Origin of the sequence: Limnobaculum xujianqingii (genome assembly GCF_013394855.1) — a bacterium.
Lineage (GTDB): Bacteria > Pseudomonadota > Gammaproteobacteria > Enterobacterales > Enterobacteriaceae > Limnobaculum > Limnobaculum xujianqingii.
Map to the genome: position 1 here is coordinate 2,163,929 of NZ_JABMLK010000001.1, position 22,516 is coordinate 2,186,444.

Here is a 22,516-nt window from a genome sequence, read left to right on the forward strand (position 1 = left end):
CATGCCACTGTCGATTATAGCACCGTTGATAAACAGGTGGGGGAAAGAGTTATTAGTCAAAGAACCAACGAAAAATCAGTATTAAGAGGGGGAAATATCAAGATTTCCCCCATTGATTTTACTTCTTATAATTTCCAGCCAGTCGCATTTCCATCTTTCTGCTTCGATGCTTGATCACCTTCTCTCTTAAGGTGTCATAAGCCAGGTTGAAGATATAGGTATAAGGCAAAAAGAAGAGAAAGAAACCAATCTCCATCATGAATGCCGTTTTAACACTCACCCCTAATATTGCCACCACTAACCCCAGACCGATGATGATAAATCCACCTTCAAAACCCAGAGCATGAAAGGTTCGCACTTTGGCGTTGCGAGTAATGCGACTTGAAAGCCAGAAACGATCGAACAATGCGTTATAAATGACGTTCCAGATCATCGCGGTAGTCGAAAGCACAATTGCCAACGTTCCCATCTGCAAGATGGAGCGATCCATCAACCACGAAAAAAGTGGTGCAGTAATAATAATGGCAATCACCTCAAAACAGACCGCATGAAAAATACGCTCTGCTAATGTTTTCTTCTGCATAAATGACCTGCTTGTTACTTTAAGTTTAAAAAAGGCCGAACTATTCGGAATTGTCGATTATCATCGTTTTTTGGGATATATTAAAAATAGATACCATCTAAAAAATCGATACATCATGAACTATTCCCCTGAAGCATTAGTCGCCTTTGTTGAAGCCGCCGCACTGGGTTCCTTCTCCGCCGCAGCCCGTAAGCTCCATAAAAGCCAGTCCACTATCAGTACCGCCATTGCTAATCTGGAAGTTGACCTCGGGCTTATGCTATTTGACCGCAATAGCCGTCACCCGGTACTGACACCTCAGGGCCTTAGAGTATTAAATCAGGTAAAAGAAATTCTGAACGCCAGCCAACGCCTTGATGAACTGGCAATTCGGCTTTCTACTCATATTGAACCACGCCTCAGTTTTGTCTTATCGGATACCTATCAACCAACCCGCCATGAAGAGATCATGCAAAATTTTGAGCGCCGCTATCCTGATATCGAGTTCGAATGCCTGATTGCTGAAGATGAAGATGTGATCAACTTACTGCAAACTGGTCGGGCTCATATCGGGCTAATCGAAGTACAAAACAGCTATCCACAGGACATCGGCTTCTCACGATTGTTGGAACAAACAGAAATGAGTTTGTTTGTGGCAAAGCTGCATCCGTTAGCATCACTAAAGCAGGTGACTAAAGAGCAGCTGGCAAGTTCACGCCAGCTCTGTCTTAACACCTATCAACGCACCCAGGAACGAATACCTCAGGGCCTTATCTGGTCAGCACCCAGCTACTTAATGCTATTGGAAATGGCTGAACAGGGCTTTGGCTGGGCAATCCTTCCCCGCTGGCTGGTTCGTCAGTTCAGTCAACGTCCACTGATTGAGCTTAATGCTCGGGGCTGGCCAAAAACCATTTCGGTAGATGCCGTCTGGTCAAAGAACTCTCTACCCGGTCCTGCAGGACGATGGTTTTTGGATCAGCTATTAGATCTGGATAAACAGCCCCTGTAAGGCGTTGCACAACCAGTTAGCAATAAAATAATCTCGATTAAATATTGAGAAACCATGGATTAATGCCTACTATGCTGCCGTTAATGTCAGCGGTTAAAGATTATCCACTGAACAATAATGAAACCGGTGCCGACAACAAAGTTCGGTCCGAAACAAAAAATGTGGATAATAATCAATGATTAATACTTATACCTTACGAAGTGTACGTTACATGCTGGATCTCAGTGATGCTCAGATGGTTCAAATCATTAAACTGGCAGATCTGGATGTCTCTGTAGCTGACATGGCTTGCTGGTTAAAAAAAGAAGACGAACCCGGCTATAAAGCATGTGACGATCGGGTGATGGGGCATTTTCTTAACGGCCTAATCTTCTTCAGACGTGGTAAAGACGAAAACTTTCCTGCGCCGGAAATTGAGCCCCGGATAACCAACAACATCGTATTAAAAAAATTGCGTATCGCTTTTGAGCTGAAAGATACCGACCTGCTGGATATTTATAAATCTGTAGATTTTCGCGTTTCTAAACCGGAACTAAGCGCAGTGTTCCGCAAACCAGGCCATAAAAACTACCGCGAATGTGGCGATCAATTATTACGTTATTTCCTGAAAGGCCTCACCAAACGCCTCCGTGGCTAATTAGATTCATGGCTCAATATTCAGGCCGGGATATCCCGGCCTGATGCTAATTATTGAAGTTATAGGTAAAGGTCGCATTAAAGCGAAAACCACGTTTATCACTGTCGCTGGGGACATCTCCCATTGGTCGCGCGCCCTCCAGAGACAGAGAATAGTGCTTACTGTCCCCAACGGTAACACCCGCCGCATAGGATGCTAATTTTCTGTCATCCAACGCCCGTTGATTAAAGTAACTTCTGGCAGTATCGACTAATACATAAGGCTGAATAGTGTTAAGCCAACGACTTTCGCGGCTATACATATAACGCATTTCAAGCTGTCCACCATAACCATAATCACCGCTGGCATCACCGTCCGGATATCCCCTGCCATAGCGTAAACCACCAAAACTGACGCGTTCCGGCTCAGGTAAATCATTATCTGACCAGTCGCCCTCCAGACTGGCGCTTAAACGCCACTTTTCAGCCAGAAGATAAGCCGCATCGTTATTCAATCTCCAGCGGGTAAAAGCAAGATCGGTATCGGGTAAATCACTGTTAGCCATTGAGCCTTCAATACCCTGCCGTAAATTCAACCGGGTAGACCAGACTCCCTGAGTATATTCCCGGTAACGCGCTAACGATAAATCAGCCGCCGGATAACGCAGCTTAAATCCTTCTTTTGCCGAGAAAGGATCTCCCAGCAGTCGGCCATGGTATGAGACATCATATTGCTTATCCAGATAGTCCAGACCACCACTTAAGGTCCATTGATTCTGTCGGGTTAACAGCAAAGGATAATTAAACTGAATACCACTGGTATATTGGGTCTCTTCCGTCTTGCTACCAATATCAACATCCAACTGGGGCAATACCAGGACTGGCGTATTTTTCTTCGGTTTTTTATTGTAATAGCTTCCTTTCAGCTGTATCTGCAAACCCTCATCATTCAGATACTGTTGGTAGTTCATACCAACATAATTCTCTTTATTATCATTGCTCCCCAATGGAACCAGGGTCGCAATACCAAGCTGCTCGCCATAAGAAGTCAAACCGCTTAGCGTGCCGTTAATGACTGCCTTCTGCTGGTCTTTGCGACTATCTACTGTAGAACTCAGATTCCAATAGTGAGGATGGTCTGCTTTGACATCCAGTAACGTAGCGCCATAAATATTGTCTGGATTTTTTGCCGATGCACTGACAGTAGTATCCGGCGTTCGGTTCATTAAAATGCTGTAACGTTCGAACCACTCTTGCGTCAGTGGCTTTTGCTCCATAATTTTACGCGATAGCCGTTCTAATCGATGGGCAACCGCAGTGTTATCACTTTGAACCCGGCTATTAGCAATATAGCCCTCCACCAACGCCACGCTTAACGTACCCTGCTGAAAATTGTTTGATGGCAGGTAAGCATAAGAAAGGATATAGCCATCCTGATGATATCTTTCGGTGATGGTTTGCGTCGCTTCAATCAGCTTCTTCAGCGGAATTTTTTTACCAATAAAATCAGCATAGGGTTTAATTAATGTTTCATTGGTATAGCGTGTTCCGCCAATAAACTGCAGGTGTTTAACGTCGATTAAGGTTTCCAACGTTAGCCCGGTAGTTGCGGCCTGTTCACCAGAAGCTGGAACCGTAGCCTGTGCTCCTCTGGCTCGTGATACGTCAGGTTTGGCAACTTCACTGGCTAATTTTGCCGGATTATTGGGGTCAATCAGCGTTGGCAGAACGTCAGCCCACGCACTGCCCATGCCAGAAGTGAATAAACACAACAGGCCAATTTGTCTTATTTTCATAATCGATTTCTCGTGGCATACCCAGATATTAAAGTGCCCCCACAAATGGGGGCACTAAGTATGATTATTAAAAATGACTATTTCCCTGTCTTATTTTGTGTCCCACCGATGCTGATACCAGCACCTGCCCCAAGACCTGCCGTAACATTACCGACCAGGCTTCCAACCGGGTTGGTATTGGTGCCACCCGCAGCATTACCAGAGGTGATACCTCCAACCGTATTGGTTACACCGCTAACTACACCACCAACCAGACCACCAACACTACCTACGTTCCCCGCTGAAGAACCACCGCCAGAACCGGTTGCACCAGATGCGGTATTAGTCAGGGTATTAACTACACTGCCCACCACGCCGCCACCAGATGATGCTGAACCAGAAGTCACCAGGCCACCGGTATCCCCTACCGCTTTCCCTACATTGGCGACCGTATCTCCCAAACCATTTAATGCTGGTGCAGTATTACCAACCTGATTACCCAAATTGGCAACCGCAGTACCAACCTGACCAAGCACCGTGTTAACTGGCGCACCCAGTCCTGTAGTATCCCCCACTTTTTGGGTGATATTTTCTGTCGTAACAACGACTGGGGTAACAACACCGGTTAATGCTGTTGTCACTTTAGCCGTAGTACCTGAAGTCAGATCTTTTGCTAATCCATCACCAACATCAGAAACAACTCCACCAACCTTATTAACTACGCCACCTGTGGCATCCAGCACGCCTGTTTTACCAACGGTACCTAATAGTTTGGTATCACCTAAAGCAGCAACCGTATCGCCTAAGCCAGAAACACCATCACCCAATGAACTCACGGCTTTTGGCACACCGGCAGCGGTATCACCAATAGCATTTGGGTTTGAACCTAACTTACCAACGCCATTTTGAATGCCGCTACCTACATCGTTAATGGCATTACCTGCGGAATCCACCAGTGATACAGTTCCCTGAACAACAACCCCTCCGGCATCCGGCAATGTCACATTGCTAACCACATCACCAACACCTTTAACCGTGTCGCCAACGCCATTTACGGCACCACCGACGTCGTTCAGCACATTTCCGGTAGTCGTAGAGGCAGTATCAGTTCCACCACCACCGTTGTTGCCGCCATTATTTCCGCCGTTGTTGCCACCATTGTTACCGCCGTTATTTCCTCCATTGTTACCACCATTATTTCCAGCACCGCCATCTCCATTGCCGCCGCCGTTATTTGCATTACCATCATCACCACCAGAACCGCCATTATTGCCAACGTTCTGGTTACCCTTATCTTTTAATGCGGAGCTGATCGATCCTCCCCCACCCCCACTACACGCCGCAAGAGAACAGGCAAGCATAATTGCCAATGCAATGCTGCTCAGGCGGCCAATATTTGTCCGTCTCATATAAATAGCCTCTTATTAGGAAACGTCTGATGACGTAATTATAATTTTAGGATCGCTTTTTAATTATTCCAGATTATATGAGATATATTTATTGATATAACCGATATTGGTTAAAGACAAATTTTAATATTTTATAAATAAGAAAAAAGCATATGGATACAATACACAAAAATATATCTAAAATTACTTTATGAAATAACTGTTAAATATTTTTATTATTAAATATCAAAAAGATAATTAACTAATACAATAGTATTAATATATGCATTAATAATGAATGTTTAATGTATTGAAAGATTCAAACAGAATGATACTTTATTATAAATATCTTACATAAAGTGAAAGGTTTTAAATATACGAGAATATCATTTGTTAATTAAAAAATGATTAATCTGTTAAAAATGTTTCAATAATTTTCAGGGCCATCTTTGGCCCTGTTTTAACATTATTTAGTTAACTAATATTTAACCCAACTTTTCTTTATCGGCAAAATAAAAACTCGATGATATATCTTCTCTGAATTGGCCAAAAAAGATCTTCCCCATAGCGACCAAATCCATTGTGTCAGGAAACAGGAAATCAACGCCACCATGAAAGCACCAGCCATATCCATTGGCCAATGAACACCTAAATAGACTCGAGACCATGCAATCCCCAATGCCCATGCCATAAAGAACATACCAAGGCTTAAAGGGCCCCAAAGCAGAAACGCCAGTGCAAATGTAAACGCTCCCGTACCATGATTACTTGGAAAAGATGGCGTATTGGCATGGCCTAACAATTGATAACCTGCCCCCTGAATAAATGGACGGACATGAGGAAAAATAGTTCCTAACGTTTTGGCCAGTATCACACCGAATACCAGAGCAAGCAGCGTTTTTATCACCAACTCCCGACGAGGTACCCATAACCACGCAATCAACAGAACAACGGGTATAATATTTATCGCCTGTTTTGCTAAAAACATAGCTAACTCAATGACCCATAAGGGAGAGTCTGGCGTGACATTCATTATCATAAATAATTGATAGTTAAAATTTTCCATACAATATTCTCTCTCTTAATAACCTGATCTGCGCCATGCCGTAATACGCCCCACCAGCCAATATCCTCCAAGCTGGCTTAGCCATACCCACCAGCCAGCCCAAAGATTATGAGAAAGAAAATGAGCCCCTCTCATAACTTGCCCATACCCCATAACCATTCCAAGAAAAATACCCAGCAACCAATAGCACCAAGCCAGTTTGGGACGTTCCGGATAAAACAAAAAGAACAGTGCCATCACGGCAAACCCACAAGATGAGTGACCTCCGGGGAAACACTTTCCCGGTCCGGGGTTCATTCCAGTAGAAACCGATTCAAACAGATGAAGATAAGCAGCCTGACCGCCAAATTCACTCAGGCTCCAGGGACATGAATGAATGCTGGATGCTTTTAAAATGCCAACTACCGCAGTGCCAATACCAAGCAGTGCCATCGCCACAATTAAACGGGGATTCTTACGATATATCCCCCAAAACAACGCGATAACAGCAGATGTAATAATCGAGAACTTAAGTAATTTGTGATTAATTAATTCCAGCCAAAAGTTGTCTTTCAGAGGGAAAGAATGTGTTTCGGCCTGGTACCACTGGGTCGTAATCCAAAAATCGAGTCGATCGTGCCAGGAGAGCCCCAAAAAGAGCACGGCTGCGGCTAAAAGAAATAGAGCCTGACGTATATAGAAAGAAGATGGTAATACCTGAATACCATTACCAACGATCTGAGTGTGCTTGCTGCCTGTCATTAAATTACCCTGTCGAGAGTACAACGCGATCTTCACCAACATGGGAACAAAGTGTAGGGAGCAATTCTTAGTCAATTATTAAGTGCTAACTGTTTGACCGGAATTCATTATTAATATCGTTCAGGTATCGCATGGAAGGTATGTCGCGAAATGGTTTTTCGGTCTATTCTAAATGCCTGACACTCAATTCTCATTTCATAACATGGTTAATCGTCTATCAGACTGAGGATGCTATATGCGAATTCTTATCGTAGGGGCCGGAGCCGTTGGTGGCTATTTTGGCGGCAAGCTGCTGGAATCAGGACAGGATGTGACTTTTTTAGTTCGCCCAGCCCGAGCAAAAAAGTTAAAACAAAATGGGTTAAATATTAAGAATCCGGGAAATCAGCTAATCTCACTCCCTTCTCCTCCTTTAGTCACTACAGAGGAAATTAGCCATCCTTACGATTTGATTCTGCTTAGTTGTAAAGCCTACGATCTGGAAAATGCCATCGATTCACTCTCTCCTGCTGTAGGCCCGGATACTACCATCCTGCCATTACTCAACGGCATGCGACACATTCAAGTGTTAGAGCAGGCTTTTGGCCGAGAAAAGATACTGGGTGGATTATGTAATATCGTTTCTACCGTAGAAGCAGATGGCACTATCTATCGTATGACGCCTATCCATAACATCATTTTCGGTGAATTAGACGGGGCTAAAAGCGACAGAACCAACCAAATCGCTAACATTTTTAAACAAACTGATTTTCAGTCTGAACATAGCGACAATATTCTACTGGCAATGTGGGAAAAGTGGCTATTTCTTGCCTCTCTGGCATCCAGTACCTGTCTGATGCGAGCCCCCATTGGTGATATTGTCGCTTCACCAGATGGCAAAACGTTTATTTTAATGTTAATTGAAGAGATAAGAAGCATAGCACTTAAAGCAGGCTATGCTCCCGGCGTAGAACGAGCACATCAAATGCTAACTGAGCCAGGCTCTAAATTAACCGCATCAATGTATCGTGATTTGCAAAATGGCTCACGTATTGAAGCTGACCATATTGTTGGCGATCTGCTATTCCGCGCTCAACAGTTTGGTATCGATCCAAATAGCCTGATACGACTACGAGCAGCCTACACTCACTTGAAATCTTATGAATTACAGCGCCCTACAGTCTAAATTCATTAGTTAATATACTCCCTGGTAATCTGCCGGGGAGTATCACCCTTCCATTCTTAATAATTCATTTTTTGCCGCAACAGCCAAAAAATGGCTGCGGTCACGGTAATCTTCCTGAGTTTTAACCCGCGAATCAATTCGACGAATTAACACATCCGGTAGAGAAATATTTATACGCTGTGGCTTTCCCTCCAGCTCGGACAAATCAACCTCAATCACGAACCACTGTTGCCCATCAAATTCAGGATGTGTTTTCTGATAAACCACCGGGCCAGGATCTTTAATCTGATCCAGAGAATAGCACCCGGATTCAATCATATCAGTGATAGTCAGTAAGATGGCTTCCCGAGCCATTCCGGCTACATCCTCTACGTGGTCCGCCGCAGAAAAACATCCATAGTTTTCATTACATAACGCAGGTATCGTCAAACCATAAGCAGTTTGCTCATCCTGTGGTACTTCAACAGCAATAGAAAATAACATATAGCACCCCCTGATAAAGCTTAAATTCCAGCCGCTCTTCTGATCGATTTAATCGTACCCTCAGGCAAATTCTTTTTAGGATGAGGTACTGGAAATGTTTTTTTCGTTATTGGAGACCACCATATCTGGTGGCTTCCTCCATTATGGCGCCGCCATTCACATCCAGCGGCCCGAAGGTCTTTTATTAAATCCGATGATTTCATCTATCACCTCCATTTCAATATACACACGAATACACATCAATGCAATATTTGTGTGTATTCGTGTGTAAAAAATTAAACATCACCACTACAACCGCTGTTTAATCTAATGGCATATGCTGATAAATAAGAAGAAAGGGTTAATGCGGATGGAATATGCTCTGCTTAAAAAGAGAGCTGAGAATGTAACTTGCATATTTTTTTAGAGAGATATCGCAACGGATAAAACGCGATATTCATATTGATACTATTTTGATAAAGATATGGACAGACAATCTCAATAAAACCAATAGATAAAAGCGGCTTCAATGAGAAAAATCCGACCGAATTAATTGAAAATTTTAATGAAAAAAACGCAATTAATTCGGCCAGAAATGTTCATTTCAGATACTGAAAACAGATAGCCTGTTATAACTGGCCATAATAAGCATTTGGACCATGTTTTCTCTGGAAATGCTTATTTAATAAATAGTTATCTATTGGTCGTATATCAGGGTTAATGCTACAGGCAATCCAGGCCATTTTTGCCACCTCTTCCATAACTACTGCGTTATGTACTGCCTCCTCAGCATTTTTTCCCCAGCTAAAAGGACCATGCTGATACACAACAATACCTGGCGTGTATAAAGGGTTAGATTCGCCGACTGTTTCAATAATGACTTTTCCTGTATTGAGCTCGTACGCGTTATTTACCTCATTGGCGGTTAGTGCCCGAGTGCATAGAATATCGCCAGAAAAATAATCCGCGTGTGTTGTACCCAAAGCGGGTATTGGCATTCCTGCCTGCGCCCAAGCCGTTGCATATGTAGAATGAGTATGAACAATACCACCGAGTTGCTCATAGCGACGGTAAAGTTCAAGATGGGTAGAAGTATCAGAAGAGGGTTTATAGCGCCCTTCCACAACCTTCCCATGGAGATTGACCGTCACCATATCCTCAACTTTCATCTCTTGATAGGCTACACCGCTGGGCTTAATCACCACCAGTTGCCGCTCACGATCGATAGCGCTAACGTTTCCCCAGGTAAAAGTCACCAGTCCATGGCGGGGCAGGTCCATATTTGCTTCATATACTTGCTGTTTTAACTGTTTCATCATGCAACAGCCTCCATCAACAAACCCGCATTTAGCATCCGTTGCTTAACCCAATCCCGTGCAGCTTTCACTTCTTTCACGGGATCGGCTGCAGTTTCACTCCACATCTCAATTAAGTATGGCCCGCAGTAGCCACTCTCCTTTAATGTTCGGAAACAACGTTCAAAATCAACAACGCCAGTACCAAAAGGAACGTTTTTAAATACCCCGGGTAATGTGTCCTTAATATGTACAGCAACAATATGACCACTCCCTGCTTTCAGTTCCATCTGTACATCATTATCCCAGGCAGATAAATTGCCAATATCCGGATAGAGCTGAAACCATGGGTTATTCAAATAGTGGGCATATCCCATCGCTTTGCTGATAGAGTTCATCAAGGGATAATCCATAATCTCCATCGCCAGAGTCACTTGAGCGCGGCTAGCCATATCAACTGCCAGCTTCAAACCATCCCGAAAGCGCTCACGGGTTTCATCATTAGCTTGTTGATAATAAACATCATAACCAGCCAACTGAATTACCCGAATACCGACATCCTGCGCTAGTCGTATTGCTTTACGCATGATTTCTAACCCTTGATTGCGTATAGCATCATCTTCAGAACCAAGGGGAAAGCGACGGTGAGCACTCAAACACATAGAGGGAACGCGTATTCCCGTCATGGCAATAGCATTAACCAACGACAAACGCTGCTCGCTACTCCAGTCAAGCCGGGCCAGTCGGGTATCACTTTCATCTACTGACATTTCAACAAAGTCGAACTCCAGTTCTGCCGCTAACTGCAGACGGTTTAACCAGTCTTCACCTGCGGGTAATGCTTTTTCGTAAATACCTAAAGGCACGGCTTTTTGCAGCATAGCGTTTCCTTAAGCCCAAATACGGGCGATTGAACGTTTAAACTGGCGGGCAGCCTCTACCGGATCGACGGCATCACGAATGCTACGACCAGCAATAAAGACATGAATAGGTATCCCTTTAAACAGAGGTAAATCGTCTAATGCCAGCCCTCCGGTCACCGTCACTTTAAAACCCATATCTGATAGCCGTTTAACAGCCTGAATATCTGCCTGACCCCAGGCTACTCCAGCGGCCTGAGCATCACGACTACGGTGATATACTACTTGTTGAATCCCTGCCTGATACCACTCCTGTGCCTGTTCCCAGGTCCAGTATCCGGTCAGTTCTATCTGAACATCACCACTAAACTCTTTTGCAACTTCCAGTGCACCTTTAGCCGTATTGATATCCGCACAGCAAATGACCGTAACCCAATCGGCATTGGCCTCAAAACACATACGGGAGAGAATCTTACCGGCATCAGCAATCTTGGCATCGGCCAGGATAATTTTATGAGGATAAAGCGCTTTAAGATCGCGTACGGCACGAACCCCTTCGCCGACACAGAGAATGGTTCCCACCTCGATAATATCAACCTCTTCGGCAATCAGACGGGTAGTTTGGTAAGCATGGTCTAATGTCTGGTTATCTAACGCAACCTGTAACATAGGTAAAGGATGATTCATATTTTTTCCTTTTAAATCAATAAATTTAATGTCATCACTACGGCGAACCTAAGCATTCACCCTATCGATCAGTGCCAGCACCTCTTCAGAAGTTCGGCAAGCCCGTAAATGTTCAAAATTGGCGTCGTCTTCAAACAGATTAACCACCTGCATAATCCCCACTTCCTGATGGGTATGCGCATCAACAGCCGCTAAGGTGATCAAAATATCAACCGGATCATTATCTTCATGATGAAAAACCAGCGGTTTTTTCAGCGTTACCAGAGCAAAACCCGTTTTCTTTACCCCTTCTTCAGGCCGCCCATGGGGCATCGCCAAACCGGGAGCAATAACAAAATAGGGGCCAAAACGCGCCACACCATCCAGAATGGCCTGATAATAACGAGGCTCTACAACATCAGCCTTCACCAGTAAATCAACACCAATCTTCACCGCCTCTTGCCAGTCATCGGCCTCTGCCTGCAGGCAAATAGAGTTATTCTCAGCCAGAGAGTCTCGTAACTTCATACTCACTCCCTATTTCATGTCCTGCGGGAAATGGGTTTGAATCACTTCCATTAATTTGGGTCCAAAATCGGCGGCTGATAGCATATTTCGCACACCGACCACATGCTTATTACCACTCACCGTGATTTCACTGGCGACATGGGTAGAAGCAACAATAATGTCAGCTCCCCCTAACTCTGCTTTGTATTCACCTACCGCACAGCTATTAACCGAATGGTTAACACCTTGCTGCGTCAAAAACTGATCCACTTTCATTTTCATGATCATCGAGCTACCCTGCCCACAACCACATACTGCAAGAATGCGTACCGTCATAATTGGTTCTCCTATCAGTTAACTGGCAGAATTTAATGAAGATTCTGTTAAGCGTTTTTCGGTATCTTCCTCAGCTCGTAGGCTGCGACCGGCAAAAAACATGTAAATCAGAGCAATAACAATCACTACCCCCATAAACCACAGGCCCAGCGTTAACCCCTGCATTAGAGGCGGAGCTAAGATAGACCAGTCGGCCATCCCCATCCATGCACTCAACCCTGTTAACTTAACCGCCCATACGCAGCCAAAAATCTCAATCATTCCCATAACCAGACAGATCTTCAGTGCAGCACGCCATCCACCAAAGTGGTTGGCAAATACACCGATAGTGGCATTAGAAAAGAACATGGGAATAAAGCCGGGAATAATCATGATGGAAGAACCTGCTGCTATCAGAATGGCTACCGCAATCAATTGGCCAATCGTTCCCCACAGGAAGCCCCAAACCACAGCATTAGGAGCAAAGCTATAAATTGCAGCACAATCGATGGCCAGTACGGCGCCAGGAATCAGCCGCTGAGAGATTCCATTAAAAGCTTCAGATAGCTCGGCAACAAACATCCGAACGCCCTGAACGATAATGAAGATGGCTACTGCAAACTGAAAACCGGTTTGCAGAATATAGATGCTCCAGTGCACCTTCCCTGCCATCTTTTGCACAGTATCAAGACCAAATGAGCAGAGAATGGCACCGAAAAACAGCGTCATCACAATTGCCGTAGAGACGATATTGTCGTGAAAGATATTCAGCCAGCCCGGAAGTTTTAAATCTTCAACGCTCTCGCCTTTTTTACCCAGATAGGGCGCTATTTTGTAGGCAATCCAAGAGGCAAACTGTTGCTGATGACCAATAGAGAATCCACAGTTATCGGTCACTTCCTGAGTTGGTTTGAACATCATATTTGAGGTGATACCCCAATACAGAGAAACCAACACTGAGGTGCAAAGAATGGTGGTCCACATCGGGTAACCGAGAATATAGAAGAATACAGCAATCAGCCCAGCCTGCTGAAACATGATATGGCCCGTCAGCATGATGGTGCGAATACCCGTCACCCGACGCAGCAACACATAGGTGATATTTAATGCCAGCGCCAACAGCACGGCATAGCCAACCCAGCTGTAGGCATCCCCCATACGTTCTATTGTTGCCATCATTGAAGCATAGGTATCAGAAATCGCACCGTTAATGCCATAAACCTCCGACATCTTTGCAACGACAGGCTTAAAAGTGCTGGTCAAAATACCTGACCCAGCCTGCAGTAGCATGAAACCAATGATGGTTTTAATTGTTCCTTTGATGATCACCGTTGCGCTTTTACGCAGCAGCAAATAGCCAAGACAAGTCACAATGCCCAGTAACAGCGGAGCATTAGTCATTACCTGATTAAAAAAGATGGTAAAAACGTTATAAAAGGTTTCCATAAAGCACTCCATTCGGCTTTTGGCATACTCGTCACCTCTAATATTTCTAACTTAAGATGTGATATGCGAGCTGTGTTTATAATGCTCGACCACTCTAACAATCAAATTTAATCACACAAAGATTAAATTTGATTATTTGTGAATAAGATCGCAACTTAGTTTTTTGTCGTAATCATTTCATTTACCAATAAATCAATATAATCACTTTCTCCTTTATTTACATACAAATAAATTAAATCCCCCATCCAATCCCCAAAAAACAAGCAGAGAAAACAGACTAAGTCAGGAGATAAATCATAAAAAACATGGTTCCCATTCTCATTAGTTAATGATAGATTTATCACAAACAATCTTAATTAATCTTTTTGTGATTAATTTTGATTAATATGAAATGCAACATGCATCAATCATTATTGGGAGTCATCGCCATGAGTAAAATTGCAAATATCACCCGTGAATCCTGGGTTCTGAATACTTTTCCGGAGTGGGGAACCTGGCTGAATGAAGAAATTGAACAAGAGATTGTCGCTCCAGGAACTTTTGCTATGTGGTGGCTGGGTTGTACTGGTATCTGGTTGAAATCTCAGGGAGAGGCAAATATATGTGTCGATTTCTGGTGCGGTACTGGTAAACAAAACCATAGTAGCCCACTGATGAAAACAGGCCATCAAATGCAGCGGATGGCTGGAGTAAAAAAACTACAGCCAAACCTGCGTACTGCACCATTTGTGCTCGACCCTTTCGCTATTCGTAAGATCGATGCTGTTTTATCTACCCACGATCATAATGACCATATTGACGTCAACGTTGCCGCAGCTGTGATGCAAAACTGTGATAGTTCTGTTCCGTTTATCGGCCCACAAACCTGCGTTGATATTTGGGTTGGATGGGGAGTACCGCGCGAACGCTGCATAGTGGTAAAACCGGGTGATGTGATAAAGATAAAAGATACAGAGATTCACGCCCTTGATGCTTTTGACAGAACGGCACTGATTACTCTCCCCGCAGATGAAAAAGCCGCTGGCGTACTGCCTGATGGTATGGATAAACGGGCCGTTAACTACCTGTTTAAAACTCCCGGAGGTAATCTGTACCATAGTGGTGATTCACACTATTCAAACTATTATGCCAGGCATGGTAATGACTATCAGATCGATGTTGCACTGGGTTCTTATGGTGAAAACCCTCGGGGTATAACGGATAAAATGACCAGTGCCGATATTTTGCGTATGGCTGAATCACTAAATACTAAAGTAGTTATTCCCTTCCATCATGATATCTGGTCAAACTTTCAGGCCGACCCTCAAGAAATTCGCGTACTGTGGGATATGAAAAAAGACCGATTGAAATATGGGTTTAAGCCCTATATCTGGCAGGTAGGAGGCAAATTTGTCTGGCCACAGGATAAGGACGATTTTGAATATCACTACCCACGCGGCTTTGATGACTGCTTTACTATAGAGCCAGATTTACCATTTAAGTCATTCCTGTAATAACTTAGCTTTCAGTAGCCGGGCATTACCCGGCTTTCATCCTGTTGGCGATAGGATAAAATGTTTTTTTCAAATATAATCATCAAATCGTCATCAGACATCTGGATTTTTCATGACAGAATCACAACGACATCAGATTTTACTGGAAATGCTACAACAGACTGGCTTTGTTACTGTAGAGCAAGTCATCGAACGTTTAGATATTTCTCCTGCTACCGCGCGCCGGGACATTAATAAACTGGGAGATAGCGGTAAATTAAAGAAAGTGCGCAATGGCGCAGAAGTTATCAGCCAAAATCGCGTGGCCTGGACGCCAATGAATATTCATCAGGTACAGAACCATGAAGAGAAAGTCCGTATTGCCAAAGCCGCTTCCCGTTTAGTACAACCGGGAGAAAGTGTAGTGATTAACTGCGGTTCTACCGCTTTTTTATTGGGGCGTGAAATTTGCGGTAAAGATGCGCAAATCATCACCAACTATTTGCCACTGGCAAACTTTTTGATTGAGCAAGAGCACGATAGCGTGGTCATTATGGGCGGGCAATACAATAAAAGTCAGGCCATTACCCTTGCCCCACAAGACGGTGATGCATCGCTGTATGCTGGCCACTGGATGTTTACCAGCGGTAAAGGATTAACGGCTGAAGGTCTGTATAAAACAGATATGCTAACTGCCATGGCAGAGCAAAAAATGCTGAACTATGTCGGTAAATTAGTGGTACTGGTGGACAGCAGTAAAGTGGGTCAACGAGCAGGAATGCTGTTTAGTCGGGCAGAGCAGATCGATATGGTGATCACCGGTAAAGAAGCCAACCATGAAGTCATTGAACAGCTTAAAACTCAAGGTGTACAGGTCATATTGGTATAAATCTTGATAGTCTCCGGCCTGGCAAATCCATTATATCTACAGATTGCTTTACGGCCGGAATACCTATTAAAACAGCGCTCCGTCATGTTTTTCTGTATGTAGTTAAACCAGAAATAACGTCGCCAGCCCAAGAAAAATAAAAAAGCCGCCGGTATCTGTAATGGCGGTAATCATCACGCTGGAACCAATTGCCGGATCTTTCCCCAACCGGTTCATGGTGATTGGAATAGTTACCCCCATTAAGGCTGCCAGCAGTAAATTCAGTAACATTGCCAGCGTCATTACCCCCCCCATTAACGGGTTACCGTATAACAGCCAGGTGATCCCACCCATGACGCCCCCCCAAACGAGGCCGTTAATCACAGCAACACCCAGCTCACGCAACAGCATAAATGGCATATCTTCGGAACGAATATGGTGTAAGGCCAATGCTCGCACAATCATGGTAATCGTCTGATTACCGGTGTTACCACCAATACCGGCAACAATCGGCATTAACGTTGCCAACGCTACCAGTTCAGAGATAGTTCCTTCAAACAACCCAATTACCCGTGATGCAATAAAAGCGGTACAGAGGTTAATTGCCAGCCAGGCTGAACGTTGACGGACTGAAGTCAGAATCGGGGCAAAAATATCCTCTTTCTCACTTAAGCCCCCCATACGGCGCAAATCATTGTCACTTTCTTCAATGACCACGTTAACCACATCTTCTACGGTTAAACGCCCAATCAATTTGTTTTGATGATTCACTACTGCGGCGCTGATCAGGTTATAACGTTCGAAAGCACCAGCCGCCTCTTCAGCATTATCGTCAGGTAAAAAGGTGAGTGGTTCGGTATGCATCAACGCAGAAACTTTTGTTTCCGGCGTATGCAATAAAATATCGGTAATCAGTAACTCACCCATCAGGCGATTTTCCCTATCGATAACAAACAGCTTATCGGTAGAGTCCGCAATGGTTTTACGCTTTTGCAAAAAGCGCAGTACTGTAGCTAGTGATATATCATCACGAATGGCTATCAGCTCAAAATCCATCAGGGCACCGACTTTATCCCTACCCAGATGAATCACTTCACTGATTCTGGCTCGTTGATGTGCATCCAGAGATGCCAATAACTGTTCAACCAGATCGCGAGGGAGATGACCAGCCAGATAGGCTTGTTCATTCAAATCCAGATGCTGTAGCGCCGACAATAACTGGCGGTCGCTCATATCCTCAATCAGACTATCCCAAACGGCATCCGATGCTTCAATCAGCGTTTTACCGCGTTTTTTATCGCTCAACAGAGACCAGATAGCCTGACGTTTGCTCTTTGGCAGTGACTCCAGCAAATCCGCAAGGTCAGCAGCATGTAGCTTATTGGCCAGCTGTCGAAGCTCATGCACGCCTTTCATCAACGAAGGATCAGACAAACTGGAGGATTGCTTACCGTAATCAATCGCCGCCACCAGCAAATGATCGGACAATAAGTGCATTATCCGCTGGCGACTATGCTCCAGTTTTGAACCGGTCATTTTTTCATTATGTACCTGGTTACTACTTTCATTTTGCATCATAAAAATGGTGACTCTACCGCTGTAAATTCATTACCCAAGACCTTACTACTAAGTCATTGTTATCAGGCTGGGCGATCAATAGTGCATTACCATAACGCTTTTCAATATAAATAGTAGTGAATGATTGGGATTAATCCGCTTGAAAAGTCAGATTAATTTTTCTCAGGCTGAAAAAGAGAGCAGATTCTCCTACCCCAAAAGAGGTGAATTGAGCCTTAATGTCAGCAAACCCGATCTATCTCAATAAACATGCATTTATGATGCAATATTCTTGCCTGATACCCCTGTTTCACTCTGATTAACCGGATGCCCGTATCCATTGCTGCTTGTGCCAGGTGATTATGAAAAGTCTTCCCCAACACCAGTCAGAATCTGATGTTCATGTTTTATGTTCAACCGATGACATAGAGCAAGCTGCTTCCCGCTCCCGTATAAAATTGGTTCGCCGTCCGGGTACCGTGGCGGGTAAGCTGCCCTGGAATGATGTCCGGAATAGCAAGCTTTGGCGACATAGTGCACAGTTTATTTTTGTGCTGATTAATATCTATATCTGTACCACTTTCTACTTTTGGGTAAGATTTTATGAGACTGGCGGTGCCACGACGTATGTGCCCCGTCCGGCAGGAATTGAAGGCTGGTTGCCAATAGCAGGTTTGATGAACCTGAAGTACACGTTAGAAACCTGGAATATCCCCCCCATTCATGCAGCATCAATGCTGTTATTACTGGCTTTTTTATTGATGGCGCTCCTGCTTAAAAAGGCCTTTTGTTCATGGTTATGTCCGGTGGGTACGCTATCGGAAATGTCAGGTAAGTTAGGGAAAAAGCTGTTTGGCCAAACGTTCTTACCACCACGCTGGTTAGATATCCCTTTGCGCAGCTTGAAGTATCTGTTATTGGGCTTTTTTCTGTATCTGGTAATTCCAATGCCAGTAAGAGCTATTCAGGCATTTTTGATGTCTCCTTATGGCTTGATTGCTGATGTGAAAATGCTGAACTTCTTCCGTTTTATCGGGGAAACTACTTTAATTTCAGTTATTGTGCTGATATTTGGCAGCCTGTTTATTCAAAACCTGTGGTGTCGTTATCTTTGTCCATACGGTGCATTATTGGGGCTATTTTCGTTATTTTCACCGTTTAAAATTCGCCGTAATGTGGAAAGCTGCATTGACTGCGGTAAATGCGCCAAGGCCTGCCCTTCACGTATTCCCGTCGATCGCTTAATTCAGGTTCGCACTGTGGAATGTACTGCCTGTATGAGCTGCGTCGAATCCTGTCCGGCAAAAGATACTTTAGTGTTTTCGGTAGCTAAACCAACGGGAGCTCCGGGTCAAACTCGCGCCAGAGGAATTTCCGGTATGATGGTGGCATTGCTGTTAACGCTTATTCTGGGGGGAACCATTGGTTATGCTAAATATGCAGGCCACTGGGAAACCAACCTGCCAGAACAGTTTTACTATCGTTTAATACCTGATAGCCAGATGCTGGGGCATCCCTGATAGATAAACAAAGCCCGCCGATTAGAGAGCTCTGAGGCTTCTGACAAATCTAATAAATCCGCATTTATGCATATTCCGGCCGTAAAAATAATGTGCTTATGTCTGCATCAGTAACGGTCGGTAAACCCTCTGTACTCAGCTACAGAGCGCGTTGGGCCTGGCCGGGTTAGGGGCGCTTCGTTGGCTTACGCCAAGTCGACCCCAACACCCGTCCCTCCCAACGATTAGCAATCTTAAAGTACTAAACTGAACGATAAAGCTTTGTCATTAATCCTCTTACTTCAGCTTAAAATAACGCTCTGCATTTCCGTAGCAGATATCTTTAATCATGCTTCCTACCAGTTGATAATCATGAGGGATTTCACCGTTATCCATCCAGCCACCAACCATATCGCACAGAATGCGGCGGTAATACTCATGGCGGGTATAGGAAAGGAAGCTTCTCGAATCGGTCAGCATACCGACAAACTGGCTTAATAAACCCAGCTGTGATAACTGCATCATCTGACGTTGCATACCTTCTTTCTGATCGTTAAACCACCAGCCAGAACCAAACTGTACTTTTCCGGCAATACCACCGCCCTGGAAATTACCGCACATCGTAGCCAGCACTTCGTTATCTGATGGATTCAGGCAATAAAGAATAGTTTTCGGCAAGTGGTCATCTTTATCCAGCTCGTTAAGCAAACGGGACAACGGCTCGGCAACCGGGCGATCGCCAATCGAATCAAACCCGGCATCTGCGCCCAATCTGGCAAACATACGTTGGCTATTATTACGTAATGCGCCAATATGTAACTGCATTACCCAGCCACGCTGATGATATTTACGCCCCAGCCAGACCTGAACCGCCGTACTGAACTGTGCAATCTCTAATTCACTTAATGTCTGACCCGACAAACGTTGACGCAAAATACGATCCAGCTCTGAAACTGTAGGAATTTCAGCAAAGCGAACAATCTCGACACCATGATCGGCAGCAACACAACCATGTGCGGCGAAATGATCCAGACGTTTTTCCAGAGCTTTCAACAAATCAGCAAAGCCGTGAATGCTGATATCGGCAGCTTTTTCTAACAGCGGAAGGTAATCAACAAACCCGGGTAAATCAATTTTAAAAGCACGATCCGGCCGCCAGCTTGGACATACCCGAATATCAAAACTGTCATCTGCCGCAATGCCACGATGATATTCCAGAGAATCAATAGGATCGTCAGTGGTACCGACCATTTTTACCTTCATCTGCTGCATAATCCCACGAGCAGAAAACTGAGGTTGTGCCAGTAATGTATTAGCCTGTTGCCAGACCTGCTCTGCAGTATCAGAACTCAGGCAAATATTACTGATACCAAATGGACGTTTCAGCTCCAGATGAGTCCAGTGGTAAATTGGGTTTCCTAGAGTTTTAGGTACCACTGATGCCCAGGCCAGATATTTCTCATAATCGCTGGCATCTCCGGTAATCAGACGTTCGTCAATACCAGCAGTTCTCAGTACCCGCCACTTGTAATGATCCCCCGCCAGCCAGATCTCTGACAAATTACCAAAGCGGCGATTCTCCATAATATCTTTCGGAGGCAGATGGCAGTGATAGTCAAAAATCGGTTGAGGAGCGGCATAGTCAAAATAGAGGCGCTGAGCCGCATCGGTGGATAATAAGAAATCATCCGCTAAAAAGTCTTTCATGATTAAATACTCCCCTGACTAACCAACCGATGAACGGTATTTTTGGCCCCGTGTTCCATCAGTGCCAGATAGCTGCGACTTACCGCTTCAACAAAATGAGCGTCCTGTGGCAATGCGGTACCAAACACCTCTTCCACAGCCAATAAACCCTGCACTCTTTCAATACCATCTTTAGTCGAAGTACATACTTGTTTCAGGCGCTCCGCCATTGGATCCCGAACATCAATAGCCGCTCCCGCATCATCAACTCCGCCAACGTAGCGCATCCACCCTGCAACACCCAACGCCAGACAGTCAAAATGGCTGTTGTCGGTCAGATGCCAGCGAATCGAATCTAACATCCGCTGTGGTAACTTCTGGGTGCCATCCATCGCAATCTGCCAGGTACGGTGCTTCAACGAGGGGTTACTATAACGCTCAATCAGACGGTCAGCATAACCCGCCAAATCAACATTTTTCAGGCTCAGCGTTGGTGCCTGCTCTTGTAGCATCAACCGATGAGCAGCGGTACGATAAGCGCTGTCCGTCATGCAGTCGTTGATATGTTGATAACCAGCCAGATAGCCTAAGTAGGCTAGGAAGGAGTGGCTGCCGTTTAGCATTCTCAGCTTCATTTCTTCATAAGGCAGTACATTGTCTACCAGCTCTGCGCCAATAGCTTCCCACTGAGGACGACCGGCAATAAAGTTATCCTCCACCACCCACTGAATAAAAGGCTCACAGGCGATGCCGCAAGGATCGCTTACTCCTAACGTTTGTTCTATTTCCGCCAGAGTTTCATCCGTAATGGCAGGAACAATTCGGTCTACCATAGTGCTGGGGAAAGGCACATTTTGGTCTATCCAGTCAGCCAGTTCAGTATTACTGGCTTTGGCTAATCCAATAACCGCTTGCTTAACAATGTGCCCATTTTCCGGAATATTGTCACAAGACAACACGGTAAAAGGCACTAACCCACGCTCACGGCGACGGCGTAAGGCTTCAATGATAACGCCAATGGCAGACTTCGGTTGGTGAGGTTGCGCCAGGTCGGCTTTAATTAATGGGTTATTAATATCCAGACCACCTCCACCTGGCAACACACAATAGCCTTTCTCGGTGATAGTCATAGACACAATAGCTACCTGAGGTTCAGCCATTTTTTCAATAACAGTTTCTATGCCATCCAGCTCAGAATGCAGAGACTTCGTAACCGAACCAATAATCAATGCCTGATTACTTTCTGCCCCTTTTTCCAATACGCTATACAAGTGATTCTGTTGGCGAAGCGCCTCGATTAATGCCTCCCCCCCAAACAGATTCACTTCACAGATCCCCCAATCGCCGCCAGACTGTTGCAATACCCGGTTGGTTAACAATGCCTGATGAGCGCGATGAAACGCACCAAATCCCAAATGCACAATACGGCTTTTTAGCTGACGGCGGTCATATGTTGGTCGCTGTATTGCTGTAGGTAACTGGCTGTTATCAATGGTTTTCATGTTACATCCCATAATTTTTCGAATGACGAATGGCGCAGAAACGGCGGTCAACCTGCT

Annotated in this window: 22 protein-coding genes; 6 read left to right on the forward strand and 16 right to left on the reverse strand. The window is 44.6% G+C overall.

What is annotated here, in order from left to right:
* Positions 1-118: 118 nt before the first annotated feature.
* Positions 119-583, reverse strand: coding sequence for a multidrug/biocide efflux PACE transporter (locus GOL65_RS09835; RefSeq protein ID WP_140919805.1), 465 nt, complete (start codon positions 581-583; stop codon positions 119-121).
* Positions 584-698: 115 nt separating this feature from the next.
* Between GOL65_RS09835 and GOL65_RS09840 the strand changes: the two genes are divergently transcribed.
* Positions 699-1,574 carry a LysR family transcriptional regulator gene (locus GOL65_RS09840; protein WP_140919804.1) on the forward strand — a complete coding sequence of 292 codons (876 nt, stop codon included), beginning with the start codon at positions 699-701 and terminating at the stop codon, positions 1,572-1,574.
* Positions 1,575-1,749: 175 nt separating this feature from the next.
* Positions 1,750-2,211 carry a YehS family protein gene (locus tag GOL65_RS09845; protein WP_140919803.1) on the forward strand — a complete coding sequence of 154 codons (462 nt, stop codon included), beginning with the start codon at positions 1,750-1,752 and terminating at the stop codon, positions 2,209-2,211.
* A 46-nt stretch (positions 2,212-2,257) separates the two neighbouring features.
* Here GOL65_RS09845 and GOL65_RS09850 read toward each other — a convergent pair whose 3' ends face one another.
* The 4 genes from GOL65_RS09850 to GOL65_RS09865 all read right to left on the reverse strand — a co-directional run bounded on the left by GOL65_RS09850 (position 2,258) and on the right by GOL65_RS09865 (position 7,159).
* Positions 2,258-3,985, reverse strand: a complete 1,728-nt coding sequence (locus GOL65_RS09850; RefSeq protein ID WP_140919802.1) for a ShlB/FhaC/HecB family hemolysin secretion/activation protein — start codon at positions 3,983-3,985, stop codon at positions 2,258-2,260.
* A gap of 77 nt (positions 3,986-4,062) precedes the next feature.
* Positions 4,063-5,373: a collagen-like triple helix repeat-containing protein gene (locus GOL65_RS09855; protein ID WP_140919801.1), complete on the reverse strand. Its 1,311-nt coding sequence runs from the start codon at positions 5,371-5,373 to the stop codon at positions 4,063-4,065.
* A 457-nt stretch (positions 5,374-5,830) separates the two neighbouring features.
* The gene (gene ybjG, locus GOL65_RS09860; RefSeq protein ID WP_140919800.1) at positions 5,831-6,418 is read right to left on the reverse strand and encodes an undecaprenyl-diphosphate phosphatase; all 588 of its coding nucleotides are present in this window, start codon (positions 6,416-6,418) and stop codon (positions 5,831-5,833) included.
* A gap of 15 nt (positions 6,419-6,433) precedes the next feature.
* Positions 6,434-7,159, reverse strand: coding sequence for a phosphatase PAP2 family protein (locus tag GOL65_RS09865; RefSeq protein WP_140919799.1), 726 nt, complete (start codon positions 7,157-7,159; stop codon positions 6,434-6,436).
* 235 nt (positions 7,160-7,394) lie between these two features.
* Between GOL65_RS09865 and panE the strand changes: the two genes are divergently transcribed.
* Positions 7,395-8,324, forward strand: coding sequence for a 2-dehydropantoate 2-reductase (panE, locus tag GOL65_RS09870; RefSeq protein ID WP_140919798.1), 930 nt, complete (start codon positions 7,395-7,397; stop codon positions 8,322-8,324).
* A 42-nt stretch (positions 8,325-8,366) separates the two neighbouring features.
* Here the strand turns inward: panE and GOL65_RS09875 are convergent, their stop codons facing one another.
* The 8 genes from GOL65_RS09875 to ulaA form a co-directional block, all read right to left on the reverse strand.
* Positions 8,367-8,807: a type II toxin-antitoxin system HicB family antitoxin gene (locus tag GOL65_RS09875; RefSeq protein ID WP_140919797.1), complete on the reverse strand. Its 441-nt coding sequence runs from the start codon at positions 8,805-8,807 to the stop codon at positions 8,367-8,369.
* A gap of 20 nt (positions 8,808-8,827) precedes the next feature.
* Complete coding sequence (locus tag GOL65_RS09880) at positions 8,828-9,010, reverse strand: type II toxin-antitoxin system HicA family toxin (protein WP_140919796.1); 183 nt, start codon at positions 9,008-9,010, stop codon at positions 8,828-8,830.
* Between the two features lie 405 nt (positions 9,011-9,415).
* Positions 9,416-10,102: an L-ribulose-5-phosphate 4-epimerase gene (locus tag GOL65_RS09885; RefSeq protein ID WP_140919867.1), complete on the reverse strand. Its 687-nt coding sequence runs from the start codon at positions 10,100-10,102 to the stop codon at positions 9,416-9,418.
* Positions 10,102-10,962, reverse strand: coding sequence for an L-ribulose-5-phosphate 3-epimerase (locus tag GOL65_RS09890; RefSeq protein ID WP_140919795.1), 861 nt, complete (start codon positions 10,960-10,962; stop codon positions 10,102-10,104). Before GOL65_RS09890 ends, GOL65_RS09885 begins: the two co-directional genes overlap by 1 nt.
* 9 nt (positions 10,963-10,971) lie before the next feature.
* The gene (locus GOL65_RS09895) at positions 10,972-11,628 is read right to left on the reverse strand and encodes a 3-keto-L-gulonate-6-phosphate decarboxylase UlaD (RefSeq protein ID WP_140919794.1); all 657 of its coding nucleotides are present in this window, start codon (positions 11,626-11,628) and stop codon (positions 10,972-10,974) included.
* A gap of 48 nt (positions 11,629-11,676) precedes the next feature.
* Complete coding sequence (gene ulaC, locus GOL65_RS09900) at positions 11,677-12,135, reverse strand: PTS ascorbate transporter subunit IIA (RefSeq protein ID WP_140919793.1); 459 nt, start codon at positions 12,133-12,135, stop codon at positions 11,677-11,679.
* 9 nt (positions 12,136-12,144) lie between these two features.
* The gene (ulaB, locus tag GOL65_RS09905; RefSeq protein WP_130590341.1) at positions 12,145-12,450 is read right to left on the reverse strand and encodes a PTS ascorbate transporter subunit IIB; all 306 of its coding nucleotides are present in this window, start codon (positions 12,448-12,450) and stop codon (positions 12,145-12,147) included.
* A gap of 18 nt (positions 12,451-12,468) precedes the next feature.
* Positions 12,469-13,875: a PTS ascorbate transporter subunit IIC gene (gene ulaA / locus GOL65_RS09910; protein ID WP_140919792.1), complete on the reverse strand. Its 1,407-nt coding sequence runs from the start codon at positions 13,873-13,875 to the stop codon at positions 12,469-12,471.
* 428 nt (positions 13,876-14,303) lie between these two features.
* Between ulaA and ulaG the strand changes: the two genes are divergently transcribed.
* Both ulaG and ulaR read left to right on the forward strand, forming a co-directional pair.
* Positions 14,304-15,368 (forward strand): L-ascorbate 6-phosphate lactonase, encoded by a 1,065-nt coding sequence (ulaG, locus tag GOL65_RS09915; RefSeq protein ID WP_140919791.1) that lies wholly within the window; start codon positions 14,304-14,306, stop codon positions 15,366-15,368.
* A 112-nt stretch (positions 15,369-15,480) separates the two neighbouring features.
* Positions 15,481-16,236: an HTH-type transcriptional regulator UlaR gene (gene ulaR / locus GOL65_RS09920; RefSeq protein ID WP_140919790.1), complete on the forward strand. Its 756-nt coding sequence runs from the start codon at positions 15,481-15,483 to the stop codon at positions 16,234-16,236.
* A 102-nt stretch (positions 16,237-16,338) separates the two neighbouring features.
* Here the strand turns inward: ulaR and mgtE are convergent, their stop codons facing one another.
* Complete coding sequence (mgtE, locus tag GOL65_RS09925; RefSeq protein WP_140919789.1) at positions 16,339-17,793, reverse strand: magnesium transporter; 1,455 nt, start codon at positions 17,791-17,793, stop codon at positions 16,339-16,341.
* Between the two features lie 341 nt (positions 17,794-18,134).
* Between mgtE and GOL65_RS09930 the strand changes: the two genes are divergently transcribed.
* Entirely contained in the window at positions 18,135-19,292 is a 1,158-nt protein-coding gene (locus GOL65_RS09930) for a 4Fe-4S binding protein (protein ID WP_140919788.1), read from the forward strand.
* Positions 19,293-19,568: 276 nt separating this feature from the next.
* Here GOL65_RS09930 and uxaC read toward each other — a convergent pair whose 3' ends face one another.
* Both uxaC and GOL65_RS09940 read right to left on the reverse strand, forming a co-directional pair.
* Positions 19,569-20,978, reverse strand: a complete 1,410-nt coding sequence (gene uxaC, locus GOL65_RS09935; RefSeq protein ID WP_140919787.1) for a glucuronate isomerase — start codon at positions 20,976-20,978, stop codon at positions 19,569-19,571.
* Positions 20,979-20,980: 2 nt separating this feature from the next.
* Entirely contained in the window at positions 20,981-22,459 is a 1,479-nt protein-coding gene (locus GOL65_RS09940) for a mannitol dehydrogenase family protein (protein ID WP_140919786.1), read from the reverse strand.
* Positions 22,460-22,516 lie beyond the last annotated feature (57 nt).

Excerpts from the sequence above, each read along its gene's own strand:
- GOL65_RS09880 (WP_140919796.1), bottom strand. The coding sequence starts at position 9,010 with ATGAAATCATCGGATTTAATAAAAGACCTTCGGGCCGCTGGATGTGAA.
- GOL65_RS09845 (WP_140919803.1), top strand. The coding sequence starts at position 1,750 with ATGATTAATACTTATACCTTACGAAGTGTACGTTACATGCTGGATCTC.
- mgtE (WP_140919789.1), bottom strand. The coding sequence starts at position 17,793 with ATGATGCAAAATGAAAGTAGTAACCAGGTACATAATGAAAAAATGACC.
- ulaR (WP_140919790.1), top strand. The coding sequence starts at position 15,481 with ATGACAGAATCACAACGACATCAGATTTTACTGGAAATGCTACAACAG.
- ulaG (WP_140919791.1), top strand. The coding sequence starts at position 14,304 with ATGAGTAAAATTGCAAATATCACCCGTGAATCCTGGGTTCTGAATACT.
- panE (WP_140919798.1), top strand. The coding sequence starts at position 7,395 with ATGCGAATTCTTATCGTAGGGGCCGGAGCCGTTGGTGGCTATTTTGGC.
- GOL65_RS09940 (WP_140919786.1), bottom strand. The coding sequence starts at position 22,459 with ATGAAAACCATTGATAACAGCCAGTTACCTACAGCAATACAGCGACCA.
- GOL65_RS09855 (WP_140919801.1), bottom strand. The coding sequence starts at position 5,373 with ATGAGACGGACAAATATTGGCCGCCTGAGCAGCATTGCATTGGCAATT.
- ulaA (WP_140919792.1), bottom strand. The coding sequence starts at position 13,875 with ATGGAAACCTTTTATAACGTTTTTACCATCTTTTTTAATCAGGTAATG.
- GOL65_RS09865 (WP_140919799.1), bottom strand. The coding sequence starts at position 7,159 with ATGACAGGCAGCAAGCACACTCAGATCGTTGGTAATGGTATTCAGGTA.
- GOL65_RS09895 (WP_140919794.1), bottom strand. The coding sequence starts at position 11,628 with ATGAATCATCCTTTACCTATGTTACAGGTTGCGTTAGATAACCAGACA.
- GOL65_RS09835 (WP_140919805.1), bottom strand. The coding sequence starts at position 583 with ATGCAGAAGAAAACATTAGCAGAGCGTATTTTTCATGCGGTCTGTTTT.
- GOL65_RS09890 (WP_140919795.1), bottom strand. The coding sequence starts at position 10,962 with ATGCTGCAAAAAGCCGTGCCTTTAGGTATTTACGAAAAAGCATTACCC.
- GOL65_RS09930 (WP_140919788.1), top strand. The coding sequence starts at position 18,135 with ATGAAAAGTCTTCCCCAACACCAGTCAGAATCTGATGTTCATGTTTTA.
- GOL65_RS09840 (WP_140919804.1), top strand. The coding sequence starts at position 699 with ATGAACTATTCCCCTGAAGCATTAGTCGCCTTTGTTGAAGCCGCCGCA.
- ulaC (WP_140919793.1), bottom strand. The coding sequence starts at position 12,135 with ATGAAGTTACGAGACTCTCTGGCTGAGAATAACTCTATTTGCCTGCAG.
- GOL65_RS09885 (WP_140919867.1), bottom strand. The coding sequence starts at position 10,102 with ATGAAACAGTTAAAACAGCAAGTATATGAAGCAAATATGGACCTGCCC.
- ybjG (WP_140919800.1), bottom strand. The coding sequence starts at position 6,418 with ATGGAAAATTTTAACTATCAATTATTTATGATAATGAATGTCACGCCA.
- GOL65_RS09850 (WP_140919802.1), bottom strand. The coding sequence starts at position 3,985 with ATGAAAATAAGACAAATTGGCCTGTTGTGTTTATTCACTTCTGGCATG.
- uxaC (WP_140919787.1), bottom strand. The coding sequence starts at position 20,978 with ATGAAAGACTTTTTAGCGGATGATTTCTTATTATCCACCGATGCGGCT.
- ulaB (WP_130590341.1), bottom strand. The coding sequence starts at position 12,450 with ATGACGGTACGCATTCTTGCAGTATGTGGTTGTGGGCAGGGTAGCTCG.
- GOL65_RS09875 (WP_140919797.1), bottom strand. The coding sequence starts at position 8,807 with ATGTTATTTTCTATTGCTGTTGAAGTACCACAGGATGAGCAAACTGCT.